Here is a 26897-nt window from a genome sequence, read left to right as displayed (position 1 = left end):
ACTCGACGAAACTTGATTTGCTTTGCGCAAAACGCGCTCGTTGCGCCAGACACTGCGTGCATAACCTGCTGATATTTCATTAAATTCAGGTGAGGTGTAATACGTCCATGGGGGATACACACATATCTGTCTTTCTCCCTCCCCGTCGATGACAAAAAAACAAGCCTCCCAGCCACGGGCCGGGGGATACTTGTTTTGGGGGATGGGGGATGGGGGATGGGTGGTGAGAAGGACACCTGAAATAGACGAAGGATGGACTAACCTACTGAGCCGCTGACCGGTTTCGAGTTGGGTTAGTCCATGGCTCCTTGCCCTGCATGGAAAGGTGAACACAGTAGAACCACTGCCAGAACCAAACCGCCGCTGGTTCCTGTTCCTCTCCTGTCCGGTGCGACGGTTACGCAGCCACTGAGACGGTAAACACGCCCATCTGGTAGTAACTGACGAAGTTCGACTCCCACATCGTATAGAGCTCCCTGGCCGACGCTGGTCCCATCTGGCCGTAACGGAGCAGGTAGTATTCTTCGCTCAAAAAGTTGAAGTCGATCTCTTTGACCAACTCCGCCATATCCTCCGGCCCCTGATAGCTAAAGTCCGTCACGTAATCGAACTGCCACAGGTCTCTACGCTTGAGCAGCCGAATTTCCACCGGATGAAACCCGCCACGAACCGGGCCGTAATCCGGGTCTCGGAAGTTGAAGACCAGACTGGATTTCCTCTTCAGCACCATTCCAGATCTAACCAGTTCCTGGTCCAGAATACTCATCAATGCCTGACTGACAGGCAGGGAAAAATCGCCCGCAAATGGGATCGTCATAATCACCTCAGATTGATTGTTTAGGGGGGCCCCCCTTGGACAGGTGAGCACTATGCAGGGGTTATTCGATGGTAGGAGCTACGGTACAGAGCTCATTGGTTAGCGAACCCAAGCGCTCAAGGTAATCAGGCACCAGTTCGTGCAGCATCGGATTGCCGTCTGCCTTCTGGATCAACTTCAGCCCGTCCGAGCGCAGAATGGCTGATAAGAATCCGGCGTTATTGGCACTGCCACCTTTAAACAGTCGCTTCATAACGCTGGATTTAAACGGCTTGTCTGCGGGCAAGGAGCACAACACATCGTCAATCGCCGACAGCGCAATCCACTCCTTGCTATGCAAACCCCCACCCTGATTGCCGGTGATTTTCAGGAACAGCTCGCCGCTCTCTTCATGACGACCGATGGCATAGAAAATCAGCCCTTCTGATCGGGCACTGAGTTTCTCGGCGGTATGGTTGAGCAAGGTGTGTATGGGTACAGGGCCGCCGGGCACGGAGTCTGCGGTGTCGCCGGGTCCAGGCCTGGCCTTGTCGGCGTCAGCCGCAAGGGCTGGCGAGAGGGGGTCGGCGCAGCCGCTTGCTCCGGATGTGAGTGGGGGCTCTGTGGTTGGCGCGGTGTCGGGGGTGTTTGATGCTGCTGCCGTGTTACTGACAGGTTTAGGGGTCTCTTCAACGCGGTTTTTACGGGGTCTTGTCATGATAGTTTCCTTACAACGTCATTAGATAACCGGAGATTGCGATCTCCAGCTCATCGCTAGATGGGTCATAGATAAAGGGTCATAGAAAACGCGATAGCGTGACAGGACCGGCTCCATCACTGTCACAGTGATCTCATTCGGTCTTTCGCGGATTGACGGTGGTGTGACTTAACCGGCAGTGCGGCTAATGCCGAGGTGATGACCGATAAATCATCCAGATAACCGGCAAATGGAATGGGATCTGGTACCACGTCGAACGGATTTACCAGATAAGCCAGCGCACCGATGATGAGCGCATAGCACCAGACCGGCAGATCGCCATCCGTGAGCAGGACATACAAGAGCACGGCCTTTTCCAACAGCTCCTTAATCCCCTTGATCTCTTTTAACTTGCGCATGATGTCGCTATGGCTGGGATTACTCATGGTTCATCGCCTCCAGGGTGGTGTTCAGCGGTGCATCTGAGTGGATCAGCAGGTAAATCCCCGCCCCCTCATCGTTGAGGATGGCCAGCAGCAGACGCCAATCTTCGGATATGGAGAGTTCTTGCTCCGGGTAACGCAAACCGAACATCACCTGATTCTGGGTATGCTGTGGCATGGCCTGGAACTCACTCACCGAGTCCGTCATCTCGATAATGACCAGACTACAACCGGTCGTGTCCCAGAATGCCCTCGCCTCCTCTACTGATGAAAAGGGCTCGATAATTTGCTCCATGACCATTGGGTAAATGTCCGGGTAGGCCGCGAGCAGGGTTGCCTCCGGCCATTCCATACAAGTTTTCATCGTTTTTCTCTCCAATAAGAAAGCCCTTAAGCTCGGCTGAGCTTAAGGGCCTGGGAACTGTGACATGTGGACCAACAGCCGATGTGGCAGCGCTGTCTGGTTATTAATATCTGTTTATAAACAATACCTTTTCGGTCACTCCGCCTGGATCATAGACGAGAGACCTTCGCTGATATTGCGACTGCGCTCAGAGGTCAGCTTTGCATACCGCTGGGAGGATTGAATGCTGGCGTGGGCCAGCTGTGCCTTGACGTCATACAGGCTATATTGACCGGAAGAGACCAAGGCACTGGCGACAGAATGACGAGCCGTATGGAAGCAGACCTCATCGAGGTCTTCGATACCCGCTTTCTGCAACACCCGTTCATAGGCACATCTGGGTTCACCAATGGGCTTGCCCTGACATCGAATATGCTGGCTCGCGAACACATAGGGATTACCGGCTATTCTGGGGAGCTTCTCCAGAATATCGATAGCCAATGTGCTCAGGTAAATGATCCGGCTCTTGCCATTCTTGGTTAGGGGTACGAACAGCGTCTTATCCTCCCAGTTCACATGTTCCCATTTAGCGAGTAACACCTCTGATTTTCTTGCCCCCGTCAGGTAGAGCATCGCAATGAAGCTGCCTGCGGCTTGATTGCGATCCTGCAATGCCACCTCAATGACCCGTTTCATCTCTTCAATCGATAGAAAACGCGTCCTGGCATTGTCCTCTTTCAACAGCTTGATCTTGGCCGCCTCGTTGGTGTCCAGAATGCCCCAGCGCACCGCATAGCTGCCCATGGTCTTTAACTGGGCCAGTACCCGGTTGGCGGTACTCGGTGCGTAGGCCGTCTGCTGAGGGTTGTTAGGGTGAACCATCTCCGATTGCAACTGCAGGACATCCATCGCCTTGAGCTGTCGGTAACGCATGGCCCCAAAGCGTGGTTCGATGTTGTGTTTAAACCGCTGAATGTCGCTGTTGATCGATCGTTTGCCGATGGTCTTAAGGTGCGGCAAAAAGGTCTGCCAGAAGAACTCCGAAAGGGTGGGCTCAGTTTTGTAGCTATCCCGCTCTGCTACCGGGTCGATGCCTTCTGCCAACATCGCCTTGTACTTGCGGGCAATGGTCCTGGCTTGGCTCACATCAATATCGCCGAATCGCCCCAGGGCGATGCTGCGTTTCTTGCCCTGGAGGGTATAGCGCAGTAGGAAACGCTTACTGCCCTGGCTTTTTCCTGACAAGAGCTTTAAGCCGATGACCTCTGTATCGGAGAACTCCAGTTCAGTAGCGCCAGCCTCTCGTTGTTGTGCAGGCAAAGCCTTGATGGCTGCATTGGTAAAGCGAAATTTGGTCTGCATAGATACCTCCGATGATGGGTTGGATCATGGGATTAATATCTGTTTCAAAGGGGGTTCAATGCGGGTTTAGGAGGGAGTGAAGAGGAAGGGGTAACGGTGAGCGGCACTTGTCTCAGCACCAGAGACAGACCCCGGAAAGGCCCGGAGCGCAGGCCAACCACGTGTCCTTGGCTATGTTGGGACGAAGTGCAGGTTGTTCGCAACAAGTCGCAGGAAGTAGTAAGTCGCTTAGACAAGAAATGGACAAGAAAGGAAAAGTTGGAGAGAAATCTTGGAGAGAGTTAAAAACAAAAACGACGCAATAAAGCGTCGTATCTGTTTAATCTGAAAGGCTTTTTTCTTTAATCTTAATGGTGCCCGAGGCCGGAATCGAACCGGCACGACGCGAACGTCGAGGGATTTTAAATCCCTTGTGTCTACCGATTTCACCACTCGGGCACCGCAATCGGTATCAAGTCCGCGCGGCGGGCTTGTCAATATGGAGGCACGTTCCGGAGTCGAACCGGACTAAACGGATTTGCAATCCGCTGCATAACCGCTTTGCTAACGCGCCATGCAAAAGAGAGTTGGCTCTCGATTGTCTGAATTTGGAGCGGGAAACGAGACTCGAACTCGCGACCCCGACCTTGGCAAGGTCGTGCTCTACCAACTGAGCTATTCCCGCATCGGTCTGGCTGATTGCCTGACTACGAGGACGCATTCTAACGATGTTCCTCGCTCAGTCAACCAAAAACATTTAATACGCTGATCGTTCGGGTATTTTTTACCCGTCTTCCCTACTTTTAGCCTTTATGACTGCTTCCCGGCCCCAACGGCAGGGAAGCAGTGGTTTCACTCAGGCAAGCTAGAAGCGGGAGTGATAGCTCAGATCGCCCCAGGCGGCCTTCATGTACTGGAACATGGACCAGAAGGTGAGCACGGTCGCCACGTAGAGCAACACATAGGCGAGCCACACCATCCAGATGTCGTATTGCCAGATGAGGCCGGTGAGCGACACCATCTGGATCATGGTCTTCCACTTGCCAATCCAGCTGACCGCCACCGAGGAGCGTTTGCCAAGCTCGGCCATCCACTCACGCAGGGCGGAGATGATGATCTCGCGGCCAATCATGGTCATGGCGGGAATGGTGACCCAGACGGTGTTGTAGTGCTCGACGATGACCACCAGGGCCGCAGCCACCATGATCTTGTCGGCGACCGGATCGAGGAAGGCACCGAAGGCGGTGGACTGATTCAGCTTGCGGGCGAGATAGCCATCGAACCAGTCGGTCGCCGCCGCCAGGATGAAGACGATGGCGGCCGCCACATAGGCCCACTGATAGGGAAGGTAGAACAGGATGACGAAGACGGGGATGAGCAAAATCCGAAAGAACGTCAGCAGGTTAGGAATATTTGTCATTATTTTTCAGCCACTTCTTGTATGCCGCTACATGGTAGCCCCAAGCCGATCACCGATGCAACCGGACAGGTGCCCGCCTTGGTCTATGAATCCATCAACAACCTCAGGATGCCGGTCATTATGGCATTGGCGGGCCCCCTGCGTCACGGCCCTTGTACGTCGGTACGGTGAGTTTCCCCGCTTATAGTGAGTGCAGGACATAGTGGATGGTATGGATTGAACCAACTCCTGGCTGATGCCGAACACTGCGAGCCCTGAACACCGGCTCAGAGCGAATGCAGGGCGTCGTGAATGGTATGGATTGCACCAACTCCTGGCTGCTGCCGAGCACTGCAAGCCCTGAACCCTGGCTCAGAGCGAGTGCAGGGCGTCGTGAATGGACTGAGCCAGCTCCTGGCTGATGCCAGGCACCTTGGCGAGCTCGTCCACCCCGGCCTTCTTCACCTCCTGCAAGCCACCCAGGTATTTGAGCAGGGCCTGACGGCGCTTTGGCCCCACCCCCGGGATATCTTCCAGGGTACTGGTGGTACGGGCCTTGGCGCGCCGCGCCCGGTGGCCCGTGATGGCAAAACGGTGGGATTCGTCGCGAATGTGCTGGATCAGGTGCAAAGCGGGCATATCTGCCGGCAAGTGCAGCTCCTCGTGGCTGTCCCCCAGGATCAGGGTCTCCAGCCCCGCCTTGCGGGTCACCCCCTTGGCGATGCCCACCAAGAGCGGGTATTTGCCGCCGAGAAACTCCAGCTGGCGAGCCAGGATCTCTTCTGCGCGGCGCAACTGGCCAAGGCCGCCGTCGATAAACAGCACGTCCGGCACCTTGTCCGGCTCCTGCAGCTTACCAAAGCGACGCTCCAGCGCCTGCTCCATGGCAGCGTAGTCATCCCCGCCGGTGATGCCGTCGATGTTGAAGCGGCGATATTCGGAGCTGAGCGGCCCCTCCCGGTTGAACACCACGCAGGAGGCGACGGTGCGCTCCCCCATGGTGTGGGAGATATCGAAACACTCCATGCGGGCGATGGGAGTTTCCAGCTCCAGCAGCTCTTCGAGCTGGTTGAAGCGGGCCAGGGTGGTGCTCTTGTGGGCGAGACGCGAGCGCAGCGCCGTCTGTGCATTGATGGAGGCAAGCTTGATGAAGCGGGCCCGTTCACTGCGCGTGCGACTCTGCACCCGCACCTTGTAACCCGCGGTCTCGCTCAGGGTCTGCGCGATGACATCCTCGTCCTCCAGCGCCACGTCCAGCAGCACCTCGCTCGGGATCTGCCGCCCCCCCTGCCCCGACAGGTAGAACTGCAGCAGGAAGGATTGCACCACCTCATCCTGCGGCGTATCCGCCGGCACCTTGGGGAAGTAGCTGCGCGAACCCAGCACCTTGCCCTGACGGATGAAGAGCACGTGGATGCACGCCGTCCCCTGCTCGAACGCTACCCCGATCACATCCAGCTCGTCCAGCACGTTGCCGCTCACCGACTGCTGCTCGGTGACCCGCCGCAGCGCCTGGATCTGATCCCGATAGCGGGCCGCCTCCTCGAAGCGCAGATCGCCGCTGGCGGACTCCATCTTGCCCACCAGTTCGCTGATCACCTGCTGGTTCTTGCCCGCCAGGAACAGCTTGGCGAGTTCCACCTGCTGGGCGTATTCCGCCTCGCTCACCAGGCCAGCCACACAGGGGCCGGCGCAGCGCTTGAGCTGATAGAGCAGGCAGGGGCGACTGCGGTTGGCATAAACGGCGTCCTCACACTGGCGCACCGGGAAGATCTTCTGCATCAGGTGCAGACTCTCGCGCACCGCACCACCTGAGGGGTAAGGGCCGAAATAATCCCCTTTGATTTTTCGGGCGCCGCGGTGGACGCCGATACGAGGATGGCGATGGCCGGTGATGATGATCCAGGGATAGGACTTGTCGTCCCGCAACAGCACGTTGTAGCGCGGCTGGTACTGCTTGATGAGGTTGTGCTCGAGGATCAGCGCCTCGGTCTCGGTGTGGGTCACCGTCACCTGGATGTCGGCTATCTGGCGCACCAGGGTGCGGGTCTTGATGCTGTCCACATTGGTGCGAAAGTAGGAGGCGAGCCGCTTCTTGAGATCCTTGGCCTTGCCCACATAGATGACGGTGCCACCCTCGTCATACATGCGGTAGACACCGCTCTGGTTCGTGACCGCACTCAGAAATGCCTTGCTGTCGAAGAGAGGTTCAGAGGCCGTCATGATGATCCCCACAACAGAGATGGAGGTGGTGGGTCAGGGCACTCGGCAGGGCCTGGCTATCGAAAAGGGGTTCGGGAAGGGGCATCGGCGACTCGGCTCAGGACAAACGAAGGTGTACGGGGGAGATCATACTGCGCCCCCTCGTTTGAACGCAAAGGGACTCTGCAAGCAGAAACCGCGAGGCACAGGGAGCACAAAGTAAAAAGGCGGCTCGGGCCGCCTCTATTTATCCATAAGCGTGCATCACACCCGGTTACAGGGTGTCGGCATCCAGCATGCCGTAGCGAATGGCCAGATGGGTCAGCTCCACGTCGCCATTGATGTTGAGCTTGCTGAACAGCCGGTAGCGGTAGCTGTTGACCGTCTTCGGGCTCAGGTTGAGCTGCTCGGAGATGTCGGTCACCTTCTGCCCCTTGGTGATCATCATCATGATCTGCAGCTCGCGCTCGGAGAGGGACTTGAAGGGGTTCTCGTCCGCCGAGGCAAACTGGCTCAGGGCCATCTGCTGGGCGATCTCCGGGGAGATGTAACGCTGGCCCGAGTGCACCAGCCGGATGGCGTGGATCATCTCGTCCGGGGCCGCGCCCTTGGTCAGATAACCGGCGGCACCTGCCTGCATCACCTTGGTCGGGAACGGGTTTTCTGAATGAATGGTCAGCACTATGATGCGTACATCGGGCCGGATCCGCAGGATCTTGCGGGTCGCTTCCAGGCCGCCGATACCCGGCATGTTCATGTCCATCAGGATCACATCGGGGTGATGTTGCCGGCAGAAGGTCACGGCCGTCTCGCCGCTCTGTGCCTCGCCCACCACCTTGATCCCGCGGACATCCTCCAAAATGCGTCTTATCCCTGTACGCACCAACTCATGATCATCGACCAGGAATACATTAATCACCCATACACCCCGTTTTTTATCTCGTTATATGCCAGTTAGGGTTAACACGGCGTCTTGCATCATAACCAAACTCGGTGATTTGGCAAACCATGGCCTGGAAAAGTTTGAGGCGGTGCACCAATACCGTTTTAAATCAAATAACTATATAAATTTTCAACCCAAAAACGGCGCCCTGAGGCGCCGTTTCGATTCAACTTACTGATTTTTGACTCAGTTGGCCAACAGGGCGCGCACCTTGTCCAGATCGCGCTGGGTATCCACCCCCACCGGTGGCGCTTCCAGCGCCTGGGCGACATGGATCTTCTCCCCGTACCAGAGCACCCGCAGCTGCTCCAGCGCCTCGATTTGCTCTAGCTGGCTCGGCGCCCAGTCCACGTAACGCTGGATAAAGCCGGCGCGGTAGGCATAGATGCCGATGTGGCGCTGGTAGTACGGGCCTATCTGCGCCTGACTCTGGGCGAACCTGTCCCTGTCCCAGGGAATGCTGGCGCGACTGAAATAGAGCGCGTAGCCATCCTTGTCGGTCACCACCTTGACCGCATTGGGGTTGAACGCCTCTTCGGCGTCCAGAATGGGCACGGACAGAGTCGCCATAGGCGCCGTGGCGGCGGCCAGGTTGTCGGCCACCTGACGGATGATGACCGGCGGGATGAGGGGCTCATCCCCCTGCACGTTGACGATGATGGTGTCCGCGGCGAAGCCGTAATGACGGCACACCTCCGCCAGACGCTCGGTGCCGGACTGGTGATCCGGGGAGGTCATGCACACCTCGGCGCCGGTCTGCTCCGTCAGGGGGGCCAGGGCGGCGCGCACCCGCTCGTCATCGGTGGCGACTATCACCCGATCGGCGCCGGACTGCAGGGCTTTCTCCACCACGTGTTGCACCATGGGCTTGCCATGAATGTCCGCCAGCGGCTTGCCCGGCAACCGGGTGGAGGCGTAACGGGCCGGAATGACGACGACGAAACTCATGGCTTCAACTCTTCCAGCGCCAGCGGACGGGCGCGGTTTTCCAGCAGCACCGGGATCCCCTCCTCCAGCGGATAGGCCAACCGATCGAAGCGGCAGATCAGCTCCTGGGGCGCCTTGTCAGATTGCGGTTGATAGTGCAGCTTCCCCTTGCAAACCGGGCAGGCGATGATGTCGAGCAGTTTAATATCCAGTGCCAAAACGAGACTCCTTCAGCGGCGCCCGACGGCAATCATGTCGAGCAATTTAACAGGCATGTCCGGAGCCATAATGAGACTCCTTCGGCTGTGCCCGACGGCGATCATGTCGAGCAGTTTAATATGCAGTCCGGAGCCAAAACGAGACTCCTTCGGCTGTGCCCGACAGCAATCACGTCGAGCAATTTAATAGGCATGTCAGCAACCCCAAACGAGGCGCCCTTCACGGTGCCGGCCTGATATTTGCGCCGGACAACTCGGTATTTTTATCTTAACGAGCCGATATGGCAGTCATTCCACAAGGTAAATGTTGCACCATCAGCACAATAATCCAATCTACTTACCAAACCCAGCGCGAGACACTGCCATAGAGGCCAGCAGAGTATCGAGCAAGGAGGTCGGCAGCTCGGCGCTGACCGGCAGATACCACCAGTGCGCCGGCGCGAAGTCCCGGCACTTGACCGCGTCCTTCTCGGTCATCAGCAAGGGGCGATCGGCGAAGCGAGCCAGCAGCTCGGCGCTGTCGAACGCCTGATGGTCCGCGTAGCCGACGCTCTGCTTGAGCTCATAGCCGAGGCTCTCCAGGGTCGCAAAGAAACGGGGGGGATGGCCGATCCCCGCCATCGCATCGATATCTCGCGGCAAGGGCTCGGCGGCTAACGCGTCGTCCCGCACCCGGCGCGGCGCATCCGCCACCAGTTGCATGGGGTACTCCCCCCTGGCCGGGGTGCCGCCATTGCAGATAATGGCGTCGACCCGCTTCAAGCGGGTCATGGGCTCGCGCAGGGGCCCCATGGGCAACAGGCAGCCATTGCCGAAGCGGCGCACGCCGTCCACCACCACCAGTTCGAGATCCCGGGCCAGGGCGTAGTGCTGCAGGCCGTCGTCGGTGATGATGATGTCCACCTCCCCGCCTTGCTCCAGCAGGCGCACCGCATCGGCGCGCTTGGGGGCTACCACCACGGGGCAGCCGCAGCGCCGGGCAATGAGCACGGGTTCATCCCCCGCCTCGGCCGTGGTGCTCTGCTCATCGAGCCTATAGGGATAATGGGGCGCCTTGCCGCCGTAGCCGCGGCTGACCACCCCGGGTTTGAAACCGCGGGCCTGCAACTGCTCCACCAGCCAGACCACGACCGGGGTCTTGCCGTTGCCGCCGACCGAGATGTTGCCGACGACGATGACTGGCAGGCTGGCGCGGTAGGATTTGAGCCAGCCGCGACGATAACCATAGCGACGCCCACCGCTGATAAGCGCAAACAACAGGGCGAAGGGTGCCAGCGCCCAGCGCCAGCCACTCTTCTCATACCAGAGCAGCTCCAGCATCAGGCCTGCTGGCTCGCGGCGGGTTGGCTCGCCCCGAACTGGATGGCGCGCAGCTGGGCATAGGTGCCCTGCTGGCTCATCAGTTCGCTATGGTTGCCACGCTCGACGATGTGACCCTCGTCGATGACCAGGATCTCGTCCGCCTTCTCGATGGTGGAGAGGCGGTGGGCGATGACCAGAGAGGTGCGCGCCTTGCACAGCTCGTCGATGGCGGCCTGGATGTGGCGTTCGGACTCGGTATCCAGGGCCGAGGTGGCCTCATCCAGCAGTAGCACGGGAGCGTCGCGCAGCAGGGCGCGGGCGATGGCGATGCGCTGGCGTTGGCCACCGGACAGGGACGCGCCGTTCTCACCTATGATGGTGTCGTAGCCGGCCGGCATCTTGCGCACGAACTCGTCCGCATGGGCGATGCTGGCCGCGTGCTGGATCTCTTCCCGGCTGTAGCGATCTTCCGCCGCGTAGGCGATGTTGTTGGCCACGGAATCGTTGAACAGGTGCACGTGCTGGGACACCAGGGCGTACTGCTTGCGCAGCTCGCTCAACTTGTATTCGCGGATATTGACGCCATCCAGCAGGATCTCCCCCTGCTCTATGTCGTAGAAACGGGTAAGCAGGCTGGCGATGGTGCTCTTGCCGGAGCCGGAGCGCCCCACCAGGGCCACGGACTTGCCCGCCTCGACCTTGAAGCTGACGTTGTGCAGCGCCGGGGTCTCTTTGGTCGGGTAGGTGAAGGTGACGTTGCGGAACTCGATCTCGCCGCGGGCACGCTCCAGGGTGCGGGTGCCGGTGTCTTCTTCCGGGGTGGAGTCGAGCAGACCGAACAGGCTCTGGCAGGCGGTGATGCCGCGCTGGAACTGGTTGTTCACGTCGGTCAGGCTTTTCAGCGGCTTGAGCAGCATCATCATGGAGGTGACCATGACGGTGAAGGTGCCTGCGGTCAGGGTCGCCTTGACGCTGTCGATGGTCGCCACATAGAGGAACACGGCCAGGGCGACCGAAGCCACCATCTGGACTATGGGGCTGCCGATGGCATCCGCCGCCACCATCTTCATGGTCTGCTGGCGCATGCGGTTGCTGACGGCGAAGAAGCGCTTGTCTTCCACCTGCTGGCCGCCAAACATCAGCACCTCTTTATGACCCTTGAGCATCTGCTCGGTGGAGGTGGTGATATCGCCCACCGCCTGCTGGATATGGCGGCTGATCTTGCGAAAACGACGGCTGATAAGGCCAATCAGAATACCCACCACCGGGCCCACCACCAGGAAGATCACCGACAGCTGCCAGGAGTGCCAGAACATCAGGCCGAGCAGGCCGATGACGGTGGCCCCTTCCCGCACCAGGGAGACCAGGGTCGAGCTCGCGGCAGAGGAGACCTGACCGGCGTCATAGGTCACCTTGGAGAGCAGGTTGCCGGTGTTCTGGCGATCGAAGAAGCTCATGGGCATGGCCATCAGGTGGCTGAACACCTGTTGCTGCAGCCGCATCACCACATGGTTGCCGACCCAGGCCATGCAGTAGTTGGAGAGGAAGGCCGCGCAGCCGCGCAAAGCGACTATGCCGAGCACGAAGAAGGGCATCCATTTCAGCACAGTGCTGTCGTTGCCGTTCAAGCCCTGATCGATCAGCGGCTTGATGGAATAGACGAAGGTGGTATCCACGGCCGCATAGCCCAGCATGCCGATGATGCCGCCAACCAGTCCCAGCTTGCGATCCCGGACATACCCGAGCAGGCGCTTGAAGACGGGCCAGCTCTCTTGTGAGGTTTCTTGTTGCATGAATAGCCGTTAATAAGGGAAATGACGGGGTATTCTAGCCAAAGCCGGGGCAACCACCAAGCGCCGCCACGCGGATACCATGAACCCGGCGTTCCCATCGGGCCAAATTTCCACCATTTCCTGCCACCGCTGGCAAACAGATGGTAAATCTCGGCTTATTCCTCTGGCCAAAGCTTCGGCTGCCACCAGGCACCACCGCGTCTATACCAAGGACCCTGCTCACGTTCGGCCCGGATCTCTAGCCCGGCATCGCCGAGCTCCACCAACACGGCCCCATCCTGACCGGTCACCCACTGCCGCGCGGCCGCATATCTCGCCACCACCTCGGGGCGGGGAAATTGCCACTGGTTCATATAGCCTGCGCTGTGCACCACAAATTCGGGATGCACTGCTGCCACGAACCCCGGTGTCGAGGAGGTTCGGCTACCGTGGTGCGGACTGACCAGCATTGTGCTGGAAAGCATGCTGGCTGGCCCCTTGCCCTCCAGCTCGAGCAGCCGACGCTCCGCCTCCTTCTCGATATCGGCGCTTAGCAGGATGCGCTGCTGGCCGTCACTTATCTGCATCACACAACCGTCGTTGTTGTGGCCGCCCCCGGGCCGCTCGGGCCAGAGCACGGCGAACTCGAGCCCCTGCCAGTGCCACCGCTGCCCGCGCCGACACAGCTCGGTGCCTTGATCAAACTTGAACGAGGAGAGCTCGCGCCGCACCGGCACCGCCTGCAAGATGGCTTGCCGATTGCCGGCATGATCCCTGTCCTTGTGGCTGATGATGAGCTGGTCCAGCACTCGCACCCCGAGCCGGTTGAGCTGGGGCAAGATGGCGGCATCGGCCATGTTGTAGCCGCCGGGGTAGCGATCGCCGGTGTCATACAGGATGCCCCGCTCCCCGCGGGTGATGAGCACCGACAACCCCTGCCCCACGTCCAGCACCCGCAACTGCCAGGGCACAGGTGCCGGCCAGCAGGCCAGCCCCAGGGCGGCGACCACCGGGATCAGCAGGCTGCGCGCCACCGGCAGTTGCCAGCCCGCCCACAGCAGGATGAGCAACAGGCTGGTGGGCATCAGCCAGCCGGGTACCGGCCACCAGAGCTGCAGATGCTCAGCCAGCAGGCTCAGTCCCCATAGCACCCACTCCAACCCGAGATCCGCCAACCAGAACAGGCCGTGGGCGAGAGTGGTCGACAGGGGGGCAATCAGGACGCCGATGAGGGCGAGGGGGATGATGCCGAGACAAAACAGCGGCAGTGCCAGCAGATTGAGCAACAGGGCCAGCGGCGCCATGCCCTCGAACAGCAGCAGTTGCAGCGGAAGCAGCCCCAGAAGCAGCAGGATCTGCAGCCGCACCAGACCGGGCTTGGCCTCCAGATATCCCGCCAGCAGCAACAGCGCCACCGCCATGAAAGAGAGCCAGAAACCGGCCGAATAGAGGGCGAAGGGGTCCCAGAGGCAAAGCACCACGAAGGCCCACAGCCAGATCCGGTGGCTGGGCCAGTCTCGTTTCAACCAGCGCAGTAGGCTCCAGACCGCGACCATGATGAGCGCCCGCTCGGTCGCCACCGCAAAGCCTGCCAGGGCGCTGTAGGTCGCGGCGAACAGCAGGGAGACCAGGATGGCGCCACGCAACCCGAACAGCCGCCCAAGCCACCAGCCGAGCACCGCCACCAGGGCGATGTGCTGGCCGGAGATGGCGATGATGTGGGTCAGGCCGCTGCCGCGAAAAAGCTCCCACTGCGCATCCGTGATGCCGCTCTGCTCGCCGAAGCTGAGCGCCGCCAACAAGGGGGCATGGGGCAGCCCCTGCCAACCGGCATTCGCCTGCGCCAGCCAGCGATCGCGCCAGCCTGGGGCCGCCGCCTCGGTCTCGACGATCCGGCGCAGGTTGCCGGTGGCGGTGATCCCCTTGCCAAGCAGCAGCCGTCGCCCATCCATTCCCGCCTCGTTGGCGAGGCCGTGGGCAGGCTTGAGGCTGCTCACCAGGGTGATGCGACTGCCGGCGGGGATCGGCGGCAGCGCCTGATAGGCGTTGATCCGCACCAGGGGCGCCGGGGCCAGCGTTCGCTCATCGAGGGATTCCACTCGCAGCAGCAGGCGGACAAATTTATCACCCGGTTTCTCACCTGATGGCTCCGTACTTTGTACCCGTGCGGTTATGATGTGGTTCGTCTGCTCCGCCAGCAGCGCCAGCCAGCCAAGCCGATACGGCAAGCTGGCCTGCATCCAGAGCATGCCGAACACCAGGAACAACAGCCGCCAATGGCGGTAATATGCGAGGGGAATGGCGAGGGACAGCAAGACGCCCCCCCATGCGACTGAAGGTAACCATGGCCAGAGCAATGAGGAGCTTGCCCCCAGGGCAAACGACAACAGACGCAGATCCATGGAGCAAGTATTTAGCAAGGTTTCAATCATGCCCAAACATCTCATCCAGCGCTGGCTACCCGATCAAGACGCGCTCAAGACTCACAAACACCTGAAGATGTTCGGCAGCCTGCTGCTGGATAACAATCTCTGGCATCTCAACCGCCGCAGTGCCTCGGCCGCGGTCGGGGTCGGCCTCTTCATGGCCTGGATCCCGGTGCCTTTTCAGATGTTGCTGGCCGCAGGTGGCGCCATCGTCTGCCGGGCCAACCTGCCACTGGCGGTGGCCCTGTGCTGGGTCGCCAATCCCGTCACCATGCCGCCCATGTTCTATGGTGCCTACAAGCTCGGTTGCCTGCTGCTGGGGAGCCCCTCCCAGGATATCGACATCGAATTCAGCTGGCACTGGCTGAGCTCCGTCTTCGAGACGGTGGCGCCACCGCTGTTGCTTGGCGCCCTGCTGCTGGCGTGCATCAGTGCGCTGTGCGGCTACCTCGCGACCCTTCTGCTGTGGCGGCTGAGTGTGGTGCGCCGATGGCGCCAGCGCCGAGGAGCCCAGGCATGAACCTCTCTCGCTTCAAGCTGGATCCCGACTCCCTGCGCAAGCAGAAATGGTTCGCCCTGTTCGGCGAGCGGCTGTTTGCCCCGGCGCTGTGGCAGGGTGGCCGTCGGGCGCTCTGTGGCGCCATCGCATCGGGGATCTTCGCGAGCTGGGTGCCCATGCCCATGCACTCCCTGGTCGCGGTTGCGCTGGCCCTCATCTTCAGTTTCAACCTGCCGCTGGCCCTGCTGGCGGTCTGGTTCAACAACCCGCTGACCCTGCCCTTCATGTATCTGTGGGCCTATCGCACCGGCTGCCTGGTGCTGCAGCAGACTCCGGAGCCCTTCCACCTCACCTGGTCCCTGCATTGGCTGGAGCACGAGGCGGCCACCCTGGTGCCTCCCTTCCTGCTCGGCAGCCTGCTGCTGGCGGTATTGACCGCCGCCACCGGCGCCCTGATCACCCTGCTGCTGTTGCAACTGACCAGACTGGGCAAGCGCCGCCCCCACACACCCTAAGCCATTGACCCATCACAGGGATGGCAAGCCCTGAGTCCGCGCTGACTGCGTGCCCGGCTTGCCATCGCTTGACTCAACCACCACACTCCTTGTAGCCCTCTTTCCCCTTAACACCATCAGCATCGCCCGATCCTAGACAAGGAGCCCACCATGGCCGAACCGTTGATCCTCGCCTATGCCAATGGCCGTCCCATCTCCCTGCTGCCCGCCCTCGCCAATCGCCACGGCCTCATCACGGGCGCCACGGGCACGGGCAAGACAGTCACGCTGCAGGTGATGGCGGAGGGCTTCTCCCGCCTCGGGGTGCCGGTCTTTCTGGCAGACGTGAAAGGAGATCTTGCGGGCCTCGGGGCCCCTGGCACTCCCTCCTCCAAGATGGATGCCCGCCTCGCCCAGCTCGGCATCGGGGCCCCCGCCTTTGCCCCCTGCCCCACCCTCTGCTGGGATCTGTTTGCCGAACAGGGCCATCCGGTGCGGGCCACCGTCTCCGACATGGGCCCCCTGCTGCTGGCCCGGCTGCTCGGCCTGAACGATACCCAGAGCGGGGTGCTGGAGCTGGTGTTCAAGGTGGCGGACGACGAGGGTCTGTTGCTGCTCGATCTGAAAGACTTGCGCGCCATGGTGCAGTTCGTGGGGGAGAACGCCAAGTTCCTCACCACCCGCTACGGCAATGTCTCCACCGCCTCCGTCGGCGCCATACTGCGCAACCTGCTCACCCTGGAGAGCGCGGGGGGCGATCACTTCTTCGGCGAGCCCATGCTGGATATCCAGGACTTGTTGCAGACCGACCAGACCGGCCGGGGCCACGTCAATGTGCTGGCGGCGGCCAGGCTGACCCAGTCCAGCCGGCTCTACGCCTGCTTCCTGCTCTGGCTGCTGTCCGAGTTGTTCGAGCAGTTACCCGAGGTGGGGGATCCTGAGAAGCCCGTGTTGGTGTTCTTCTTCGACGAGGCCCACCTGCTGTTCAACGACGCCCCCAAGGCGCTGCTGGAGAAGATAGAGCTGGTGGTGCGCCTCATCCGCTCCAAGGGCGTCGGCATCTACTTCGTGACCCAGAGCCCGGCCGATATCCCGGACAGCGTGCTGGGGCAGCTCGGCAACCGGGTGCAACATGCCCTGCGCGCCTTCACCCCGAGCGATCAGAAGGCGGTGCGGATTGCCGCCAACACCCTGCGGGCCAACCCGGCCTTCGATGCGGCCGGTGTCATCACCGAGCTCGGGGTTGGCGAGGCCCTGGTTTCCCTGCTTGATGAGAAGGGTCGCCCCAGCGTGGTGGAGCGCGCCTTTATCGCCCCACCCGCCAGCCGGATCGGGCCACTCACGGAGGCCGAGCGTCAAGCGCTGATCCTGGGCTCCCTGCTCCACGGCCGCTATGAAAAAACCGAGGACAGGGAATCTGCTTTCGAGCGATTGAGTCACGGAGACAAAACCGAGGCCGAGAATAAACCCGACCTGACCCCCGCTCAGTCGACCCAACCGGCGGGCGGAGGCCTGCTCGACGCCCTCAACGGCATGCTGTTTGGCCGCACCGGCCCCCGTGGTGGCCAGCACGACGGCGTGGTGCAGACCGCCGCCAAGAGCGTGGCCCGCACCCTGGGCAACGAGGTGGGGCGGCAGCTGATCCGCGGGGTGCTTGGCTCCCTGCTGGGGGGCAAGAGCCGACGCTGATCCCGCAGACAGACAAAAATAGAAAAGCCCGCCAAATATGGCGGGCTTTTTACGCTGTCGAGTCTGTGATCATCCGGCTCGGGTGATCACCTCAAGCCAGGCTTACAGCACCTTGGCGATGGCATCACACAGGGGATCGATGTTGGAGCGGGTGATCCCGGCCACGCTGATCCGGCCGGAGCCGACGATATAGATGGCAAACTCGCTCTTGAGGCGCTCCACCTGATCCTTGGAGAGACCGGAGAAGGAGAACATGCCGTTCTGCTCGCGGATGAAACCGAAGTCCTGGCTCACCCCGAGGGCCGCCAGCTTCTCCACCAGCAGCTCGCGCATCTCACGGATCCGCACCCGCATGGCGGTCACTTCTTCTACCCACTCGGCATAGAGGGCCGGATCGCTGACGATGGCAGTCACCACGGCGGCGCCGTGTGACGGCGGGTTGGAGTAGTTGGCGCGAATGACGGTCTTCACCTGGGTGAAGGCGACGTCGGCCACGGCCTTGCTCGCGCTGACCAGAGTGAAGGCACCGACCCGCTCGTTATAGAGGCCAAAGTTCTTGGAGAAGGAGCTCGCCACCAGCAGCTCGTCGTGGCAGACGGCGAAGATGCGCAGACCCTCGGCGTCTTCCTCGATGCCACGGGCAAAGCCCTGATAGGCGAAGTCAAACAGCGGCAACCAGCCTGCGGCCGCGCTCTGTTTGGCCAGGGCCTGCCACTGCTCGGTGGTGGGGTCTATGCCGGTCGGGTTGTGGCAGCAGCCGTGCAACAGCACCAGATCCCCGGGTTGCACCTCGGAGAGGGACGCCTGCATGGCGGCAAAGTCCAGCCCCTTGGTGGCGGCATCGTAATACTTGTACCACTTCACGGTGAGGCCGGCGGACTGGAACACGCTGACGTGGTTGGCCCAGGTGGGATCGGAGATCCAGATGGTCTTGGCCAGGCCGTTGCGCACCACGAACTCGGCGGCGATGCGCAGGGCACCGGTACCACCTGGCGCTTGTGCCGTCTTGGCCCGGCCGCTGGCAACCAGTGCGGAGTCTTGCCCGAACAAGAGTTGCTGCACGATGCGACCGTATTCGATGTTGCCTTCGATGCCGAGGTAGTTTTTGGTCTTCTCGTCGCTGAGCAGCTTCTGCTCGGCCTTCTTGACGCAATGAAGGATGGGGGTGGCGCCGGTCTCATCCTTGTAGATTCCGACCCCCAGATTGATCTTGTGGCTGCAAGTATCGGCACGGAAAGCTTCGGTCAGGCCCAGGATAGGATCCGCTGGGGCGGCAACAACCTTTTCAAACATGGTAGTCCCTGTATTCCATTGAATGTGTGGGGTGTCAGGCGCTTTTTTGAAACAAAAAGCAGCAAACGAAAAGCGGCGGACAAAAACGCCAGATTGGCAAGCGTTCCGTCAACTCTTTATACCATCGCCTTCCGTAGGGGAAAACCGCTTTTTCGAGAGGCACTGCGGCCATGTCAGCCAATGGCATGCCAGTCGGGTGCCAGGGCGCACGCCTCGGCCGACAAACCACGGTTTGATTCGATCAGATCACTGCACAGTGCCAGCAAGGGTCGCGGGATCCGGCTCGGCTCCCAGGGACGAGAACCCTGCAAGGGGGCGGCATAGGCCGCCTTGATGGGGGCAAGTGCCCGCGGCAGCCACCAGCTGGGCGGGCGGCCCAGTCGCTGGGCCAGCACCTGTACCCTGTCCACGCCGGCGGGATCCAGGGCGGTGAGATGGCTCCAGAGGGTGTGGGGCGGCAGCGCGGCGATCAGGGATTGCAGGGCGCCGGGCTCCAGCGCCGGGGCCCACACCAGCAGGACATCTTCCGGCAGCGCCAGCTCGGTGAAGATGCCGACGGAATCCGTGCTGATCACCCGCTGGATGTCCCCCTCTCCCCACAGGATCTTGCCAAGCCCCGCCAGGGTACGCGCAGGCAATGCCACCTCCCCCAGAGTCTGCAGCCAGGGCGTCGCATCGAGCAGGGTGCCGCCGCTGAAGAACAGGCTGAAGGGGCGAGCGGCACGCAGCCTGAGCGACTGATCGCCGCACAACCTGATGCCCTTGTCTTCAAAGTTGATCTGCTCAACCGGGCTGAACGCTCCCTCCCCCTTGCGGTAGAGCGCCGCCAGCACCCGCTCGTTGACCCGCTCTCCCAGCTGCCAACCCTGGGCCTGCAACCACTCCTCCGGCTCAGGTGGCGCACAGCTCATTTCGGCCAGCATCAGCTCGCGGGTGAGGTAGCGGCGGCCGGCCGGGGTCAGTTCATAGCGGTGATTGCCGAGGGTGATCAGCAGCTGGTTGTCCCTGAGCATGCCGATCAGCGGCTGCCACTGGCGGCCACGAAGAGCCAGCGGAGCCTCGGTCAGCAGTTGCCGGGCCAGTGCTTGCCACTCGGGGTGACTGAAATCGATCAAACGCATCCTTCCCTGTGGGTCGACCATCTTTCAACGAATTGAATAATCTAGCGATTTACGGGAAGCGAGCCAAGGGTAAAAAAGAGACAACGTGAACTGGCGCAGGGGGAATGACGGACAGAGGAGGTAACAGGACGACGGACGACAGATAAAACAAAACGGCCAAGCAAGCTTGGCCGTTTATCCACTAACTCAGTGCTAAGACTGGATTAGAAGTTATATTGCAGAGCAACAGTGAACTCGTCGTCCAGGTCGTCGATACCCTGGATTTTGTACTCGGTGTACGCCTTCAGCTTGGAAGTGAAGTTGTATTGAACACCCAGCAGAGTTTCGTCAACCTGGTCTTCGTAGCTGGTCTGAGTGGTGTTGTTCTTGGCTTCCTTGAAGTTGTAGCCAGCCAGGAAGGTCCAGGCGTCTACGTTGTAGGAAGCAGCCAGCTCGTAACCACGACCCTTGCCTTCGAAGCTGGTGGTGTCGTTATTCAGCTCGCCCTGGGTGTAAACACCGGCGAAGTAGAAACCGTTGATAGCGTAGTGTGCGCCCAGAGCCCACTCAGACTTGTCACCGCTGTCAGTACTGGTCTTGCCTTCCAGATCGGAGTAGGCATAACCGGCATTGAAGCCCAGACCGAAGTCGAAGTCGTAACCGGCGGCAGCTGCATAGCCGTAGTTGCGCTTAACATTCGGGAAGATAGTCTTCTTGATATCACCACCAACATCGGCAATCTTCTCGACAGTATCATCGTTGGTCTGATAGGACAGCTTGCCCTTGAAACCTTGATAGCTGTTAGAGTAGATGATCTGACCTTCTTGGCGACCGTCGTAGTAGTTACCGGCATCACCCCATTCGTTGAAGATATCGGTCGGCTCCAGCACGTCGTAGAACGCGGTGTCGGTTTGGCCGAAGATGATCTTGCCGTACTGGGTACCATCGAAGCCAACATAGATATGACGGGAGTCAAACTTGTTGTCGGAGTTCTCGGCAGAAACTTGCCACTCGGTTTTGGCGATACCAGACCAGGTGTTGTTCAGAGCAACTTTACCGGACCAACCCAGACGGGAGGTACCGATCAGTTCGCTATCAACATCAACCGAGTTGCCATTGTCGTCGAGCTTATTGTGGTCTGCGTAGTAGTTAGCCTGAACACGGCCGTAGATATCAAAAGAGGTGCCGTCTTTGTCATAAACGACCGCAGCGTTAGCAGCAGAAGCGAACAGAGCCGGGATTGCGATTGCCAGAATTGTCTTTTTCATAGTTGTTTCCAATGCCTACTGTAATTAAACACTAAGTCCTTGTTATTCCCTGTGTTAGCGATGTTCTTTGCATCACTATGGCGCCGAGACTATCACCGGGTTTTCCAATCCGCAATGAAAAAACTTTGAACTTTTTGCGAAAAGCATAGTCATAGCGAAAATTTTGTGAGCTGAATCCCACATTGTTTACCCCGTCAGGGAAAACGTTTACAGCGATAGTCGCTGCCTGAATCGCCACTTTATGGTGGTTTATTGCACCGCAATGAGTCCGCATACTATAAGTGCAATGTTCGAGCATCGGAGCCTGCCTCCGCTTGCCTCGACCCCGCCCGTCTGTTGCGGGTATCCTGTGCGCATTCACCTCCGATACGGTCACGCCCCATTCATGCTATCAACTCGCCTCAAAGCCACCATTCGCAATACCTATCGCCAGATTGCCGATGGCTTACCCGGTTTTGTGCCGCGCAAGGAGCAGAATTTTCTGGTGGCCGAAATCGCCAAGACGCTGACCGGTGAATACGACCGGGCTCGTCGCATTCTGGTGGCCGAGGCGGGCACCGGCATCGGTAAATCCCTCTCCTATGCCCAGGGTGCCATCCCGGTGGCGCGCCTCACCCAGAAAAAACTGGTGATCTCCACCGCCACCGTCGCCCTGCAGGAGCAGTTGATCCACAAGGACCTGCCGTTTTATCACCGCCACAGCGAGCTGCCGTTTCGCTTCATGCTGGTCAAGGGGCGCCAGCGCTATTGCTGCGAACACCTGCTGGAGCAGGCCGCAAACGGCGTCGAGATGGCCAACTTCGAGCTGGATTTCGGGAGTTTAAGCAAGCACAAGCCCTCCGATGCCGACAAGGATCGCTATCAGGCGCTGTGGCAGGCCTACACGGACGGGAAGTGGGACGGCGATAGAGACAACTGGCCCAAGCCCATCCCGGACCTGTGCTGGGAGCGGATCGCCGCCGATCGTCACAGCTGCAACAAGGCCCTGAGCCACCACCAGCACTGCCCCTTCCACCGCGCCCGCAACGACATGGACGCAGCCGACGTGCTGGTGGTCAACCATGCCCTGCTGCTCTCCGATCTCACCATGGGAGGAGGCATCATCCTGCCCCCCCCGGACGAGTGCATCTACGTGCTGGATGAAGCCCACCACCTGCCCACCATCGCGCGGGATCACGGCGCTGCCTCGGCCAGTGTCAAGGGTTCCCGTCGCTGGCTGGAGAAACTGGTGCAGAGTGCCGGCAAGCTGGCCCGGGCCCTCAACAAGGAGAGCCTGCTCGATCCCCAGCTCAAGCTGCAGGATGCCCTGGCCTCCCTGCAACCTGATCTCAAGGCGCTGGAGCAGTGGCTCGGCAGCAACGAACACCTGTTTGGCCACGAGCAACACTGCCGATTCGCCGATGGCGTCTTGCCAGATCCGCTGCCCATGCTGGCGGAAAATCTGAAAGAGGCGAGCAAGAAGGCGCTGCGCGCCCTGGACCGGATGCAGGGTGCCATCGGCGAGGCCCTCAAAGACGGCGAAATCCGTCGCAAGGAGGCCGAACCCCTGCTGGCCGAGAGCGGTTTCCACCTGCAGCGACTGGAGAGCTTCTGCGCCCTGTGGGAGATGCTGAGCCGCCACGTGCCGACCGGCAAGACGCCGATGGCGCGCTGGATGGTCAAGGGGGAGGATGGCGACATCTGGCTGCACGCCTCCCCCATCGAGGTGGGCTATCTGCTGGAGGAGTGGCTCTGGTCGAGGTGCCTCGGCGCCGTGCTGGTGTCGGCCACCCTCACCGCCCTCTCCTCCTTCAGCTATTTCCGCCATCAGGTGGGGCTGAAAGAACACGATGGCACCCGCTATCTGCGCCTGCGCTCCCCCTTCGATTACCACAAGGCCGAGCTCTATCTGCCGAAGATGGTCAATGAGCCGAGCGCCCCTGCCTTCACCCAGGAGCTTGTCGAAGTACTGCCACGCCTGCTGGCGGGCAAGGAGGCGAGCCTGGTGCTGTTCTCCTCCTACAAGCAGATGAACGAGGTGGCACAAGGGCTGCGGGCCAAGGGTCTCTCCCTGCTGGTACAGGGGGAAGCGTCCCGCAGCGCCCTGCTGACACTGCACAAGCAGAAGTGTGACGGCGGCCAGGCCAGCATCCTGTTCGGCACCGGCAGCTTCTCCGAGGGGCTGGACCTGCCCGGCCACTACCTCACCAACCTGGTGATCACCAAGCTGCCGTTCGCGGTGCCGAACTCCCCGGTGGAGGAGGCCACCGCCGAGTGGATCGAGCAGCGCGGCGGCAACCCCTTCCTGCAGCTGACGGTGCCGGAGGCCTCCCGCAAACTCATCCAGGCCTGCGGTCGTCTCATCCGCAAGGAAGCCGATCGGGGCAGGGTTACCATACTCGACCGGCGCCTGCTCACCAAACGCTATGGCAAGGGGCTGCTCGACGCCCTGCCTCCCTTCACCCGACGGATCGAATAAGCCGTACGATCGACTGGCGGCGGACAACTTGAAGATAAAAAACGCGAAAATCCCCGGCGGGAACGCCATAAACGGCTATTGCCGCCCTGTGGCAAACCTGTAAAAATGAGCCCCTATTTTTCAGTGGGCACTTGCCTGACTGTTCAAGGAGATGAAATGAAACTGACTGTTCTGGTGCCAGCCTTGGCTGGTCTGTTGTGGGCAGGTAGCGCCCTGGCTGTTAGCCAACTGGAAATAAGCAATCCCTACGTCACTCAATTGCTCGATGGTGAGTCCATCAACCCCAAGTTGCTTGACAAGACCAGCAGCTTCCCCATCAGTGCTGGCAAGCACCAGCTGGTGGTGGCCTTCGAAGGCAACTACTCCAACCGCAGCGACACCAAGCTGGTGACCGCCGAGCCCCTGGTGATCAACTTCACCGCCGCCGACAACCAGACCCTGGTGCTGGACTACAAGAAGCCGCGCAACGAAAGCGAGGCCAAGCTGTTCGTCAAGGATCAAAAAGTGGTCCTCAAAGACAAGGCCAGCGGCCAGGTGCTGGAGAGCGAGCAGTTCGTCATGCCAAAAGTAGGTGGCTTCCAGCTGACCCGCGACTACCAGCAGGAGCTGCTGAAGATGGGCAAGGCCTTTAATCAGCCAACTACAGTGGCCGTCTCCACCGCCGCCGTGATGGCCGCCGCCAGCGCGCCGGTCGAAGTGGCGCCAAGCAAGGCCCAGAGCAACCCGGAAGCCCTGACCCAGCTGCAGAGCTGGTACAACAAGGCCGATGCGGAGACCCGCAAAGCCTTCCAGATCTGGGTGATCCAGCAGCAATAATGGCGCTCGCGTGCCAGCAAAAAGGGGAGCCCAGGCTCCCCTTTTTCATACCTTGTTGAGCCGAGACTATGTCCTTTCGCATCTTCCACCACCGCAGCTACTCCTCCCTGGCACTGCCCGAGCGCCACCGCTTCCCCCTGGCCAAGTATCAGGCACTCCATGATGCCCTCTCGGAGCAGGGTTATCCGCTGGCACTGGCCTCCCCCGCCAGCCGGGAGCAGCTAGCGCGCGTCCACGATGCTGACTATGTGGACGCGGCCCTCGCCGGCCGGCTCGATCTGCAGGCCATCCGCCGGCTCGGCTTTCCCTGGTCTCCCATGCTGATTGAACGCACCCTGCACTCGGTCGGGGCCACTATCGCCGCCAGCCGCCACGCCCTCGAGCACGGCTGCGGCCTGCAGATCTCCGGCGGCTACCACCATGCCCACCGGGACTTTGGCAGCGGTTTCTGCCTGTTCAACGATCTGGTGATTGCGGCGCAGGTTTGTCTCGACGAGGGGCGCTGCGATCGGGTGCTGATCCTGGATCTCGATGTTCATCAGGGGGATGGCAGCGCGGCCCTGTGCGCCGGCAGCCGTGACATCATCACCCTCTCGTTGCACGGGGAGCACAACTTCCCCCGCGACAAGCCGGCCTCCCACCTCGATTTCCCGCTGCCCACCGGCATGCAGGATGACGCCTACCTCAGCACCCTGGCGCAGGCGCTCTCGCTGGCGCTGCGCCTATACCAACCCGATCTCATCCTCTATCAGGCCGGGGTGGATGTGCATCAGGCCGATGAGCTCGGTTACCTCGCCTTGAGCGATGGGGGCGTGCGCCAGCGGGACGCCATGGTGTTCGATTGTGCCAAGCAACATGGCCTGGCCATCGCCGCCGTGCCGGGTGGCGGCTACCGGCGCGACTGGCAAAAACTGATCCCGCTGCACCTGTCCCTGTTTGAGGAGGCGCGGCGCCACTTTGGCTAGACCGCGCCGTCGCGTGCCTATGACTTCCCACATTCCAAAAAGAAGAGGCGACCCAGGGTCGCCTCTTCTTTATATAAAGCACAACAGTGTTCTACCGCGTTTTTTCCCGCCAATCAGGCCTACCCGTTACAGACTTTTTCGTTGCGCCCCTTGAGTCGTCAGGCATGGGCCACCGGCGTCGGATGCTCGCCCATTTTACGTAGCAGCATCAGCAGGTAGACAAGGGAGACGCCGGCGATCATGACAAACAGCAGCTTATCCGAGTAGTGCTGCATCAGCAGCGAAGTAAAGGTCGGGCCGAGCAGGCTGCCGATGGTGTAGCTCAGCAGCAGCGCCTGGTTCATCGCCACCAGCTGATGCTGTTCAACCTTCTCGCAGGCCCAGGCCATGGCCACCGGATAGAGCGTAAAACCCGCAGCCCCGAGGATAAACAGCGCCGGGCCCATGGCCGCGTTGCCGAGCATCGCCATGGCCCCCAGGATCACCACCAACACCTGGACCCGCAACACGGGCAATCGCCCGAATCTGTCCGCCAGGCGACCGATGGGCCACTGCCCCAGGATGCCGGCGCTCACCATTACCGCCATCCAGAAGCCGATGCCGGCATCACTCACTCCCTGATGGTTCAGATAGAGCGGCATCAACCCATAGAGGGATCCCAAGACGATGCCGGAGATGATGCAGCCGTTGACACCGAGACGGGCCTGACGCAGGCGCAGCATGGGCCAGACCAGGGTGGTGGCCTGATGCTCGCCGCGCTCGTGCACGATGCGAGTGAACAGCAGTGGCAAGATGGCCGCCAACACCAGCGCCGTCACCCAGGGCAGCACCTCCATCAGGCCCGTCGGCACCTTGCTGACCAAAAGTTGCCCCAGCACAGTGCCCACGTAATAGACCATCATGTAGGCGGCCAGCAGGCGGCCACGATTGCGGGAGGTGCCGCTGCACATCAGCGCGCTCTCCACCACCACCCAGATCATGGCGCAGCCGACCCCGGCGATGAATCGCCATGCGAGCCAGCTCCAGAAGCCGAGGGTGATCCCTAAGCCGACACAGCCGGCGGCAAAGATCAGGGACGCCAGGTAGTAGCTGCGGTTGAACCCGACCCGTTTGATCAGCGCCCCCGCGAGCAGGGTCCCCAGCAGGTTGCCACTGAAATAGGAGGAGCCGACCATGCCCACCTGCCAGGTCGGCAGTTTTTCATGGGCAAGCCAGAGCGGCACTAGTGTGTTCAACACCGCGATGGCCAGGGTCAGCAGCAGCAGGCCACAGAGCAATAACAGCACTGGTCGGGTGTAGATGGTCATGGGGGAAACCCTGAAGAGAGGCAAAATGCGAGCGCATCATGCCACCGCCGATTGGATTGTCAATCTGCCTGAGATGGCCCGAGCGGCTTTTTTTCATCCAGCGGTTTTAGCCGCTAATCTTCACCGCGAAGTGCCTGCTCGACGCCAAATTTATCTTCTTTATTGACGAGATATTTGACTGAAAAAGAATGTAAATTCA

Annotated in this window: 23 protein-coding genes and 3 tRNA genes; 6 read left to right on the top strand and 20 right to left on the bottom strand. The window is 60.6% G+C overall.

Annotated elements, in window-relative coordinates:
- Window positions 1-397: 397 nt before the first annotated feature.
- The 16 genes from BN1124_RS06790 to BN1124_RS06715 form a co-directional block, all read right to left on the bottom strand.
- Window positions 398-817, bottom strand: a complete 420-nt coding sequence (locus tag BN1124_RS06790; RefSeq protein WP_042640887.1) for a DUF2787 family protein — start codon at window positions 815-817, stop codon at window positions 398-400.
- 61 nt (window positions 818-878) lie between these two features.
- Window positions 879-1514 (bottom strand): hypothetical protein, encoded by a 636-nt coding sequence (locus BN1124_RS20530; RefSeq protein ID WP_052445576.1) that lies wholly within the window; start codon window positions 1512-1514, stop codon window positions 879-881.
- Window positions 1515-1636: 122 nt separating this feature from the next.
- Window positions 1637-1939, bottom strand: coding sequence for a YkvA family protein (locus BN1124_RS06780; RefSeq protein WP_025201450.1), 303 nt, complete (start codon window positions 1937-1939; stop codon window positions 1637-1639).
- The gene (locus BN1124_RS06775; protein ID WP_042640281.1) at window positions 1932-2288 is read right to left on the bottom strand and encodes a hypothetical protein; all 357 of its coding nucleotides are present in this window, start codon (window positions 2286-2288) and stop codon (window positions 1932-1934) included. The genes BN1124_RS06780 and BN1124_RS06775 overlap by 8 nt, the downstream gene beginning before the upstream one ends.
- A gap of 147 nt (window positions 2289-2435) precedes the next feature.
- A complete protein-coding gene (locus BN1124_RS06770; RefSeq protein ID WP_042640279.1) occupies window positions 2436-3641 on the bottom strand; it encodes a tyrosine-type recombinase/integrase in 1206 nt (401 codons plus the stop codon).
- Window positions 3642-3992: 351 nt separating this feature from the next.
- A tRNA-Leu gene (locus BN1124_RS06765) sits at window positions 3993-4079 on the bottom strand.
- 41 nt (window positions 4080-4120) lie between these two features.
- Window positions 4121-4194: transfer RNA gene (locus tag BN1124_RS06760), tRNA-Cys, on the bottom strand.
- 35 nt (window positions 4195-4229) lie between these two features.
- Window positions 4230-4305, bottom strand: a tRNA-Gly gene (locus tag BN1124_RS06755).
- A 180-nt stretch (window positions 4306-4485) separates the two neighbouring features.
- Window positions 4486-5040, bottom strand: a complete 555-nt coding sequence (pgsA, locus tag BN1124_RS06750; RefSeq protein ID WP_042640277.1) for a CDP-diacylglycerol--glycerol-3-phosphate 3-phosphatidyltransferase — start codon at window positions 5038-5040, stop codon at window positions 4486-4488.
- A 351-nt stretch (window positions 5041-5391) separates the two neighbouring features.
- Window positions 5392-7242 (bottom strand): excinuclease ABC subunit UvrC, encoded by a 1851-nt coding sequence (gene uvrC, locus BN1124_RS06745; protein ID WP_042640275.1) that lies wholly within the window; start codon window positions 7240-7242, stop codon window positions 5392-5394.
- 253 nt (window positions 7243-7495) lie between these two features.
- Window positions 7496-8140 carry a UvrY/SirA/GacA family response regulator transcription factor gene (gene uvrY, locus BN1124_RS06740; protein WP_011706579.1) on the bottom strand — a complete coding sequence of 215 codons (645 nt, stop codon included), beginning with the start codon at window positions 8138-8140 and terminating at the stop codon, window positions 7496-7498.
- A 210-nt stretch (window positions 8141-8350) separates the two neighbouring features.
- A complete protein-coding gene (gene kdsB, locus BN1124_RS06735; RefSeq protein ID WP_042640271.1) occupies window positions 8351-9112 on the bottom strand; it encodes a 3-deoxy-manno-octulosonate cytidylyltransferase in 762 nt (253 codons plus the stop codon).
- Window positions 9109-9309, bottom strand: coding sequence for a Trm112 family protein (locus BN1124_RS06730; protein WP_042640268.1), 201 nt, complete (start codon window positions 9307-9309; stop codon window positions 9109-9111). The genes kdsB and BN1124_RS06730 overlap by 4 nt, the downstream gene beginning before the upstream one ends.
- A gap of 333 nt (window positions 9310-9642) precedes the next feature.
- Window positions 9643-10629: a tetraacyldisaccharide 4'-kinase gene (gene lpxK, locus BN1124_RS06725; RefSeq protein WP_042640266.1), complete on the bottom strand. Its 987-nt coding sequence runs from the start codon at window positions 10627-10629 to the stop codon at window positions 9643-9645.
- Window positions 10629-12404: a lipid A ABC transporter ATP-binding protein/permease MsbA gene (gene msbA, locus BN1124_RS06720; protein ID WP_042640264.1), complete on the bottom strand. Its 1776-nt coding sequence runs from the start codon at window positions 12402-12404 to the stop codon at window positions 10629-10631. Before msbA ends, lpxK begins: the two co-directional genes overlap by 1 nt.
- A 155-nt stretch (window positions 12405-12559) precedes the next feature.
- Window positions 12560-14785 (bottom strand): DNA internalization-related competence protein ComEC/Rec2, encoded by a 2226-nt coding sequence (locus tag BN1124_RS06715; protein WP_082041466.1) that lies wholly within the window; start codon window positions 14783-14785, stop codon window positions 12560-12562.
- A gap of 28 nt (window positions 14786-14813) precedes the next feature.
- Here BN1124_RS06715 and BN1124_RS06710 point away from each other — a divergent pair, with 28 nt between their 5' ends.
- The 3 genes from BN1124_RS06710 to BN1124_RS06700 all read left to right on the top strand — a co-directional run bounded on the left by BN1124_RS06710 (window position 14814) and on the right by BN1124_RS06700 (window position 17491).
- Complete coding sequence (locus BN1124_RS06710) at window positions 14814-15329, top strand: DUF2062 domain-containing protein (RefSeq protein ID WP_042640262.1); 516 nt, start codon at window positions 14814-14816, stop codon at window positions 15327-15329.
- A complete protein-coding gene (locus BN1124_RS06705; RefSeq protein WP_042640259.1) occupies window positions 15326-15823 on the top strand; it encodes a DUF2062 domain-containing protein in 498 nt (165 codons plus the stop codon). Before BN1124_RS06710 ends, BN1124_RS06705 begins: the two co-directional genes overlap by 4 nt.
- 150 nt (window positions 15824-15973) lie before the next feature.
- Window positions 15974-17491: a helicase HerA-like domain-containing protein gene (locus BN1124_RS06700; protein WP_042640257.1), complete on the top strand. Its 1518-nt coding sequence runs from the start codon at window positions 15974-15976 to the stop codon at window positions 17489-17491.
- A gap of 102 nt (window positions 17492-17593) precedes the next feature.
- On the opposite strand, the gene BN1124_RS06695 is transcribed toward BN1124_RS06700, so the two are convergent.
- The 3 genes from BN1124_RS06695 to BN1124_RS06685 all read right to left on the bottom strand — a co-directional run bounded on the left by BN1124_RS06695 (window position 17594) and on the right by BN1124_RS06685 (window position 21152).
- Entirely contained in the window at window positions 17594-18784 is a 1191-nt protein-coding gene (locus BN1124_RS06695; RefSeq protein ID WP_042640255.1) for an amino acid aminotransferase, read from the bottom strand.
- A 173-nt stretch (window positions 18785-18957) separates the two neighbouring features.
- Window positions 18958-19899: a hypothetical protein gene (locus tag BN1124_RS06690; RefSeq protein WP_042640254.1), complete on the bottom strand. Its 942-nt coding sequence runs from the start codon at window positions 19897-19899 to the stop codon at window positions 18958-18960.
- Between the two features lie 209 nt (window positions 19900-20108).
- On the bottom strand, window positions 20109-21152 hold the full coding sequence (locus BN1124_RS06685) for a porin (protein ID WP_042640251.1): 1044 nt from the start codon (window positions 21150-21152) through the stop codon (window positions 20109-20111).
- 385 nt (window positions 21153-21537) lie between these two features.
- Here BN1124_RS06685 and dinG point away from each other — a divergent pair, with 385 nt between their 5' ends.
- From dinG to BN1124_RS06670, 3 genes are all read left to right on the top strand, one after another.
- A complete protein-coding gene (gene dinG, locus BN1124_RS06680) occupies window positions 21538-23610 on the top strand; it encodes an ATP-dependent DNA helicase DinG (protein WP_042640250.1) in 2073 nt (690 codons plus the stop codon).
- Between the two features lie 156 nt (window positions 23611-23766).
- Window positions 23767-24426: a YccT family protein gene (locus tag BN1124_RS06675; protein ID WP_042640248.1), complete on the top strand. Its 660-nt coding sequence runs from the start codon at window positions 23767-23769 to the stop codon at window positions 24424-24426.
- Window positions 24427-24494: 68 nt separating this feature from the next.
- Entirely contained in the window at window positions 24495-25391 is an 897-nt protein-coding gene (locus tag BN1124_RS06670; RefSeq protein WP_042640246.1) for a histone deacetylase family protein, read from the top strand.
- Between the two features lie 158 nt (window positions 25392-25549).
- Here BN1124_RS06670 and BN1124_RS06665 read toward each other — a convergent pair whose 3' ends face one another.
- Complete coding sequence (locus BN1124_RS06665) at window positions 25550-26698, bottom strand: MFS transporter (RefSeq protein ID WP_042640245.1); 1149 nt, start codon at window positions 26696-26698, stop codon at window positions 25550-25552.
- Window positions 26699-26897 lie beyond the last annotated feature (199 nt).

Source organism: Aeromonas eucrenophila, from assembly GCF_000819865.1.
GTDB lineage: Bacteria > Pseudomonadota > Gammaproteobacteria > Enterobacterales > Aeromonadaceae > Aeromonas > Aeromonas eucrenophila.
Note: the sequence above shows the minus strand (reverse complement) of the source record. Positions and strands in the feature narration are given on the sequence as shown.

Coding starts and splice junctions, on each gene's coding strand:
- BN1124_RS06790 (WP_042640887.1), bottom strand. CDS start 817: ATGACGATCCCATTTGCGGGCGATTTTTCCCTGCCTGTCAGTCAGGCA.
- BN1124_RS20530 (WP_052445576.1), bottom strand. CDS start 1,514: ATGACAAGACCCCGTAAAAACCGCGTTGAAGAGACCCCTAAACCTGTC.
- BN1124_RS06780 (WP_025201450.1), bottom strand. CDS start 1,939: ATGAGTAATCCCAGCCATAGCGACATCATGCGCAAGTTAAAAGAGATC.
- BN1124_RS06775 (WP_042640281.1), bottom strand. CDS start 2,288: ATGGAATGGCCGGAGGCAACCCTGCTCGCGGCCTACCCGGACATTTAC.
- BN1124_RS06770 (WP_042640279.1), bottom strand. CDS start 3,641: ATGCAGACCAAATTTCGCTTTACCAATGCAGCCATCAAGGCTTTGCCT.
- pgsA (WP_042640277.1), bottom strand. CDS start 5,040: ATGACAAATATTCCTAACCTGCTGACGTTCTTTCGGATTTTGCTCATC.
- uvrC (WP_042640275.1), bottom strand. CDS start 7,242: ATGACGGCCTCTGAACCTCTCTTCGACAGCAAGGCATTTCTGAGTGCG.
- kdsB (WP_042640271.1), bottom strand. CDS start 9,112: ATGAGTTTCGTCGTCGTCATTCCGGCCCGTTACGCCTCCACCCGGTTG.
- lpxK (WP_042640266.1), bottom strand. CDS start 10,629: ATGCTGGAGCTGCTCTGGTATGAGAAGAGTGGCTGGCGCTGGGCGCTG.
- msbA (WP_042640264.1), bottom strand. CDS start 12,404: ATGCAACAAGAAACCTCACAAGAGAGCTGGCCCGTCTTCAAGCGCCTG.
- BN1124_RS06715 (WP_082041466.1), bottom strand. CDS start 14,785: ATGGATCTGCGTCTGTTGTCGTTTGCCCTGGGGGCAAGCTCCTCATTG.
- BN1124_RS06710 (WP_042640262.1), top strand. CDS start 14,814: ATGCCCAAACATCTCATCCAGCGCTGGCTACCCGATCAAGACGCGCTC.
- BN1124_RS06705 (WP_042640259.1), top strand. CDS start 15,326: ATGAACCTCTCTCGCTTCAAGCTGGATCCCGACTCCCTGCGCAAGCAG.
- BN1124_RS06700 (WP_042640257.1), top strand. CDS start 15,974: ATGGCCGAACCGTTGATCCTCGCCTATGCCAATGGCCGTCCCATCTCC.
- BN1124_RS06695 (WP_042640255.1), bottom strand. CDS start 18,784: ATGTTTGAAAAGGTTGTTGCCGCCCCAGCGGATCCTATCCTGGGCCTG.
- BN1124_RS06685 (WP_042640251.1), bottom strand. CDS start 21,152: ATGAAAAAGACAATTCTGGCAATCGCAATCCCGGCTCTGTTCGCTTCT.
- dinG (WP_042640250.1), top strand. CDS start 21,538: ATGCTATCAACTCGCCTCAAAGCCACCATTCGCAATACCTATCGCCAG.
- BN1124_RS06675 (WP_042640248.1), top strand. CDS start 23,767: ATGAAACTGACTGTTCTGGTGCCAGCCTTGGCTGGTCTGTTGTGGGCA.
- BN1124_RS06670 (WP_042640246.1), top strand. CDS start 24,495: ATGTCCTTTCGCATCTTCCACCACCGCAGCTACTCCTCCCTGGCACTG.
- BN1124_RS06665 (WP_042640245.1), bottom strand. CDS start 26,698: ATGACCATCTACACCCGACCAGTGCTGTTATTGCTCTGTGGCCTGCTG.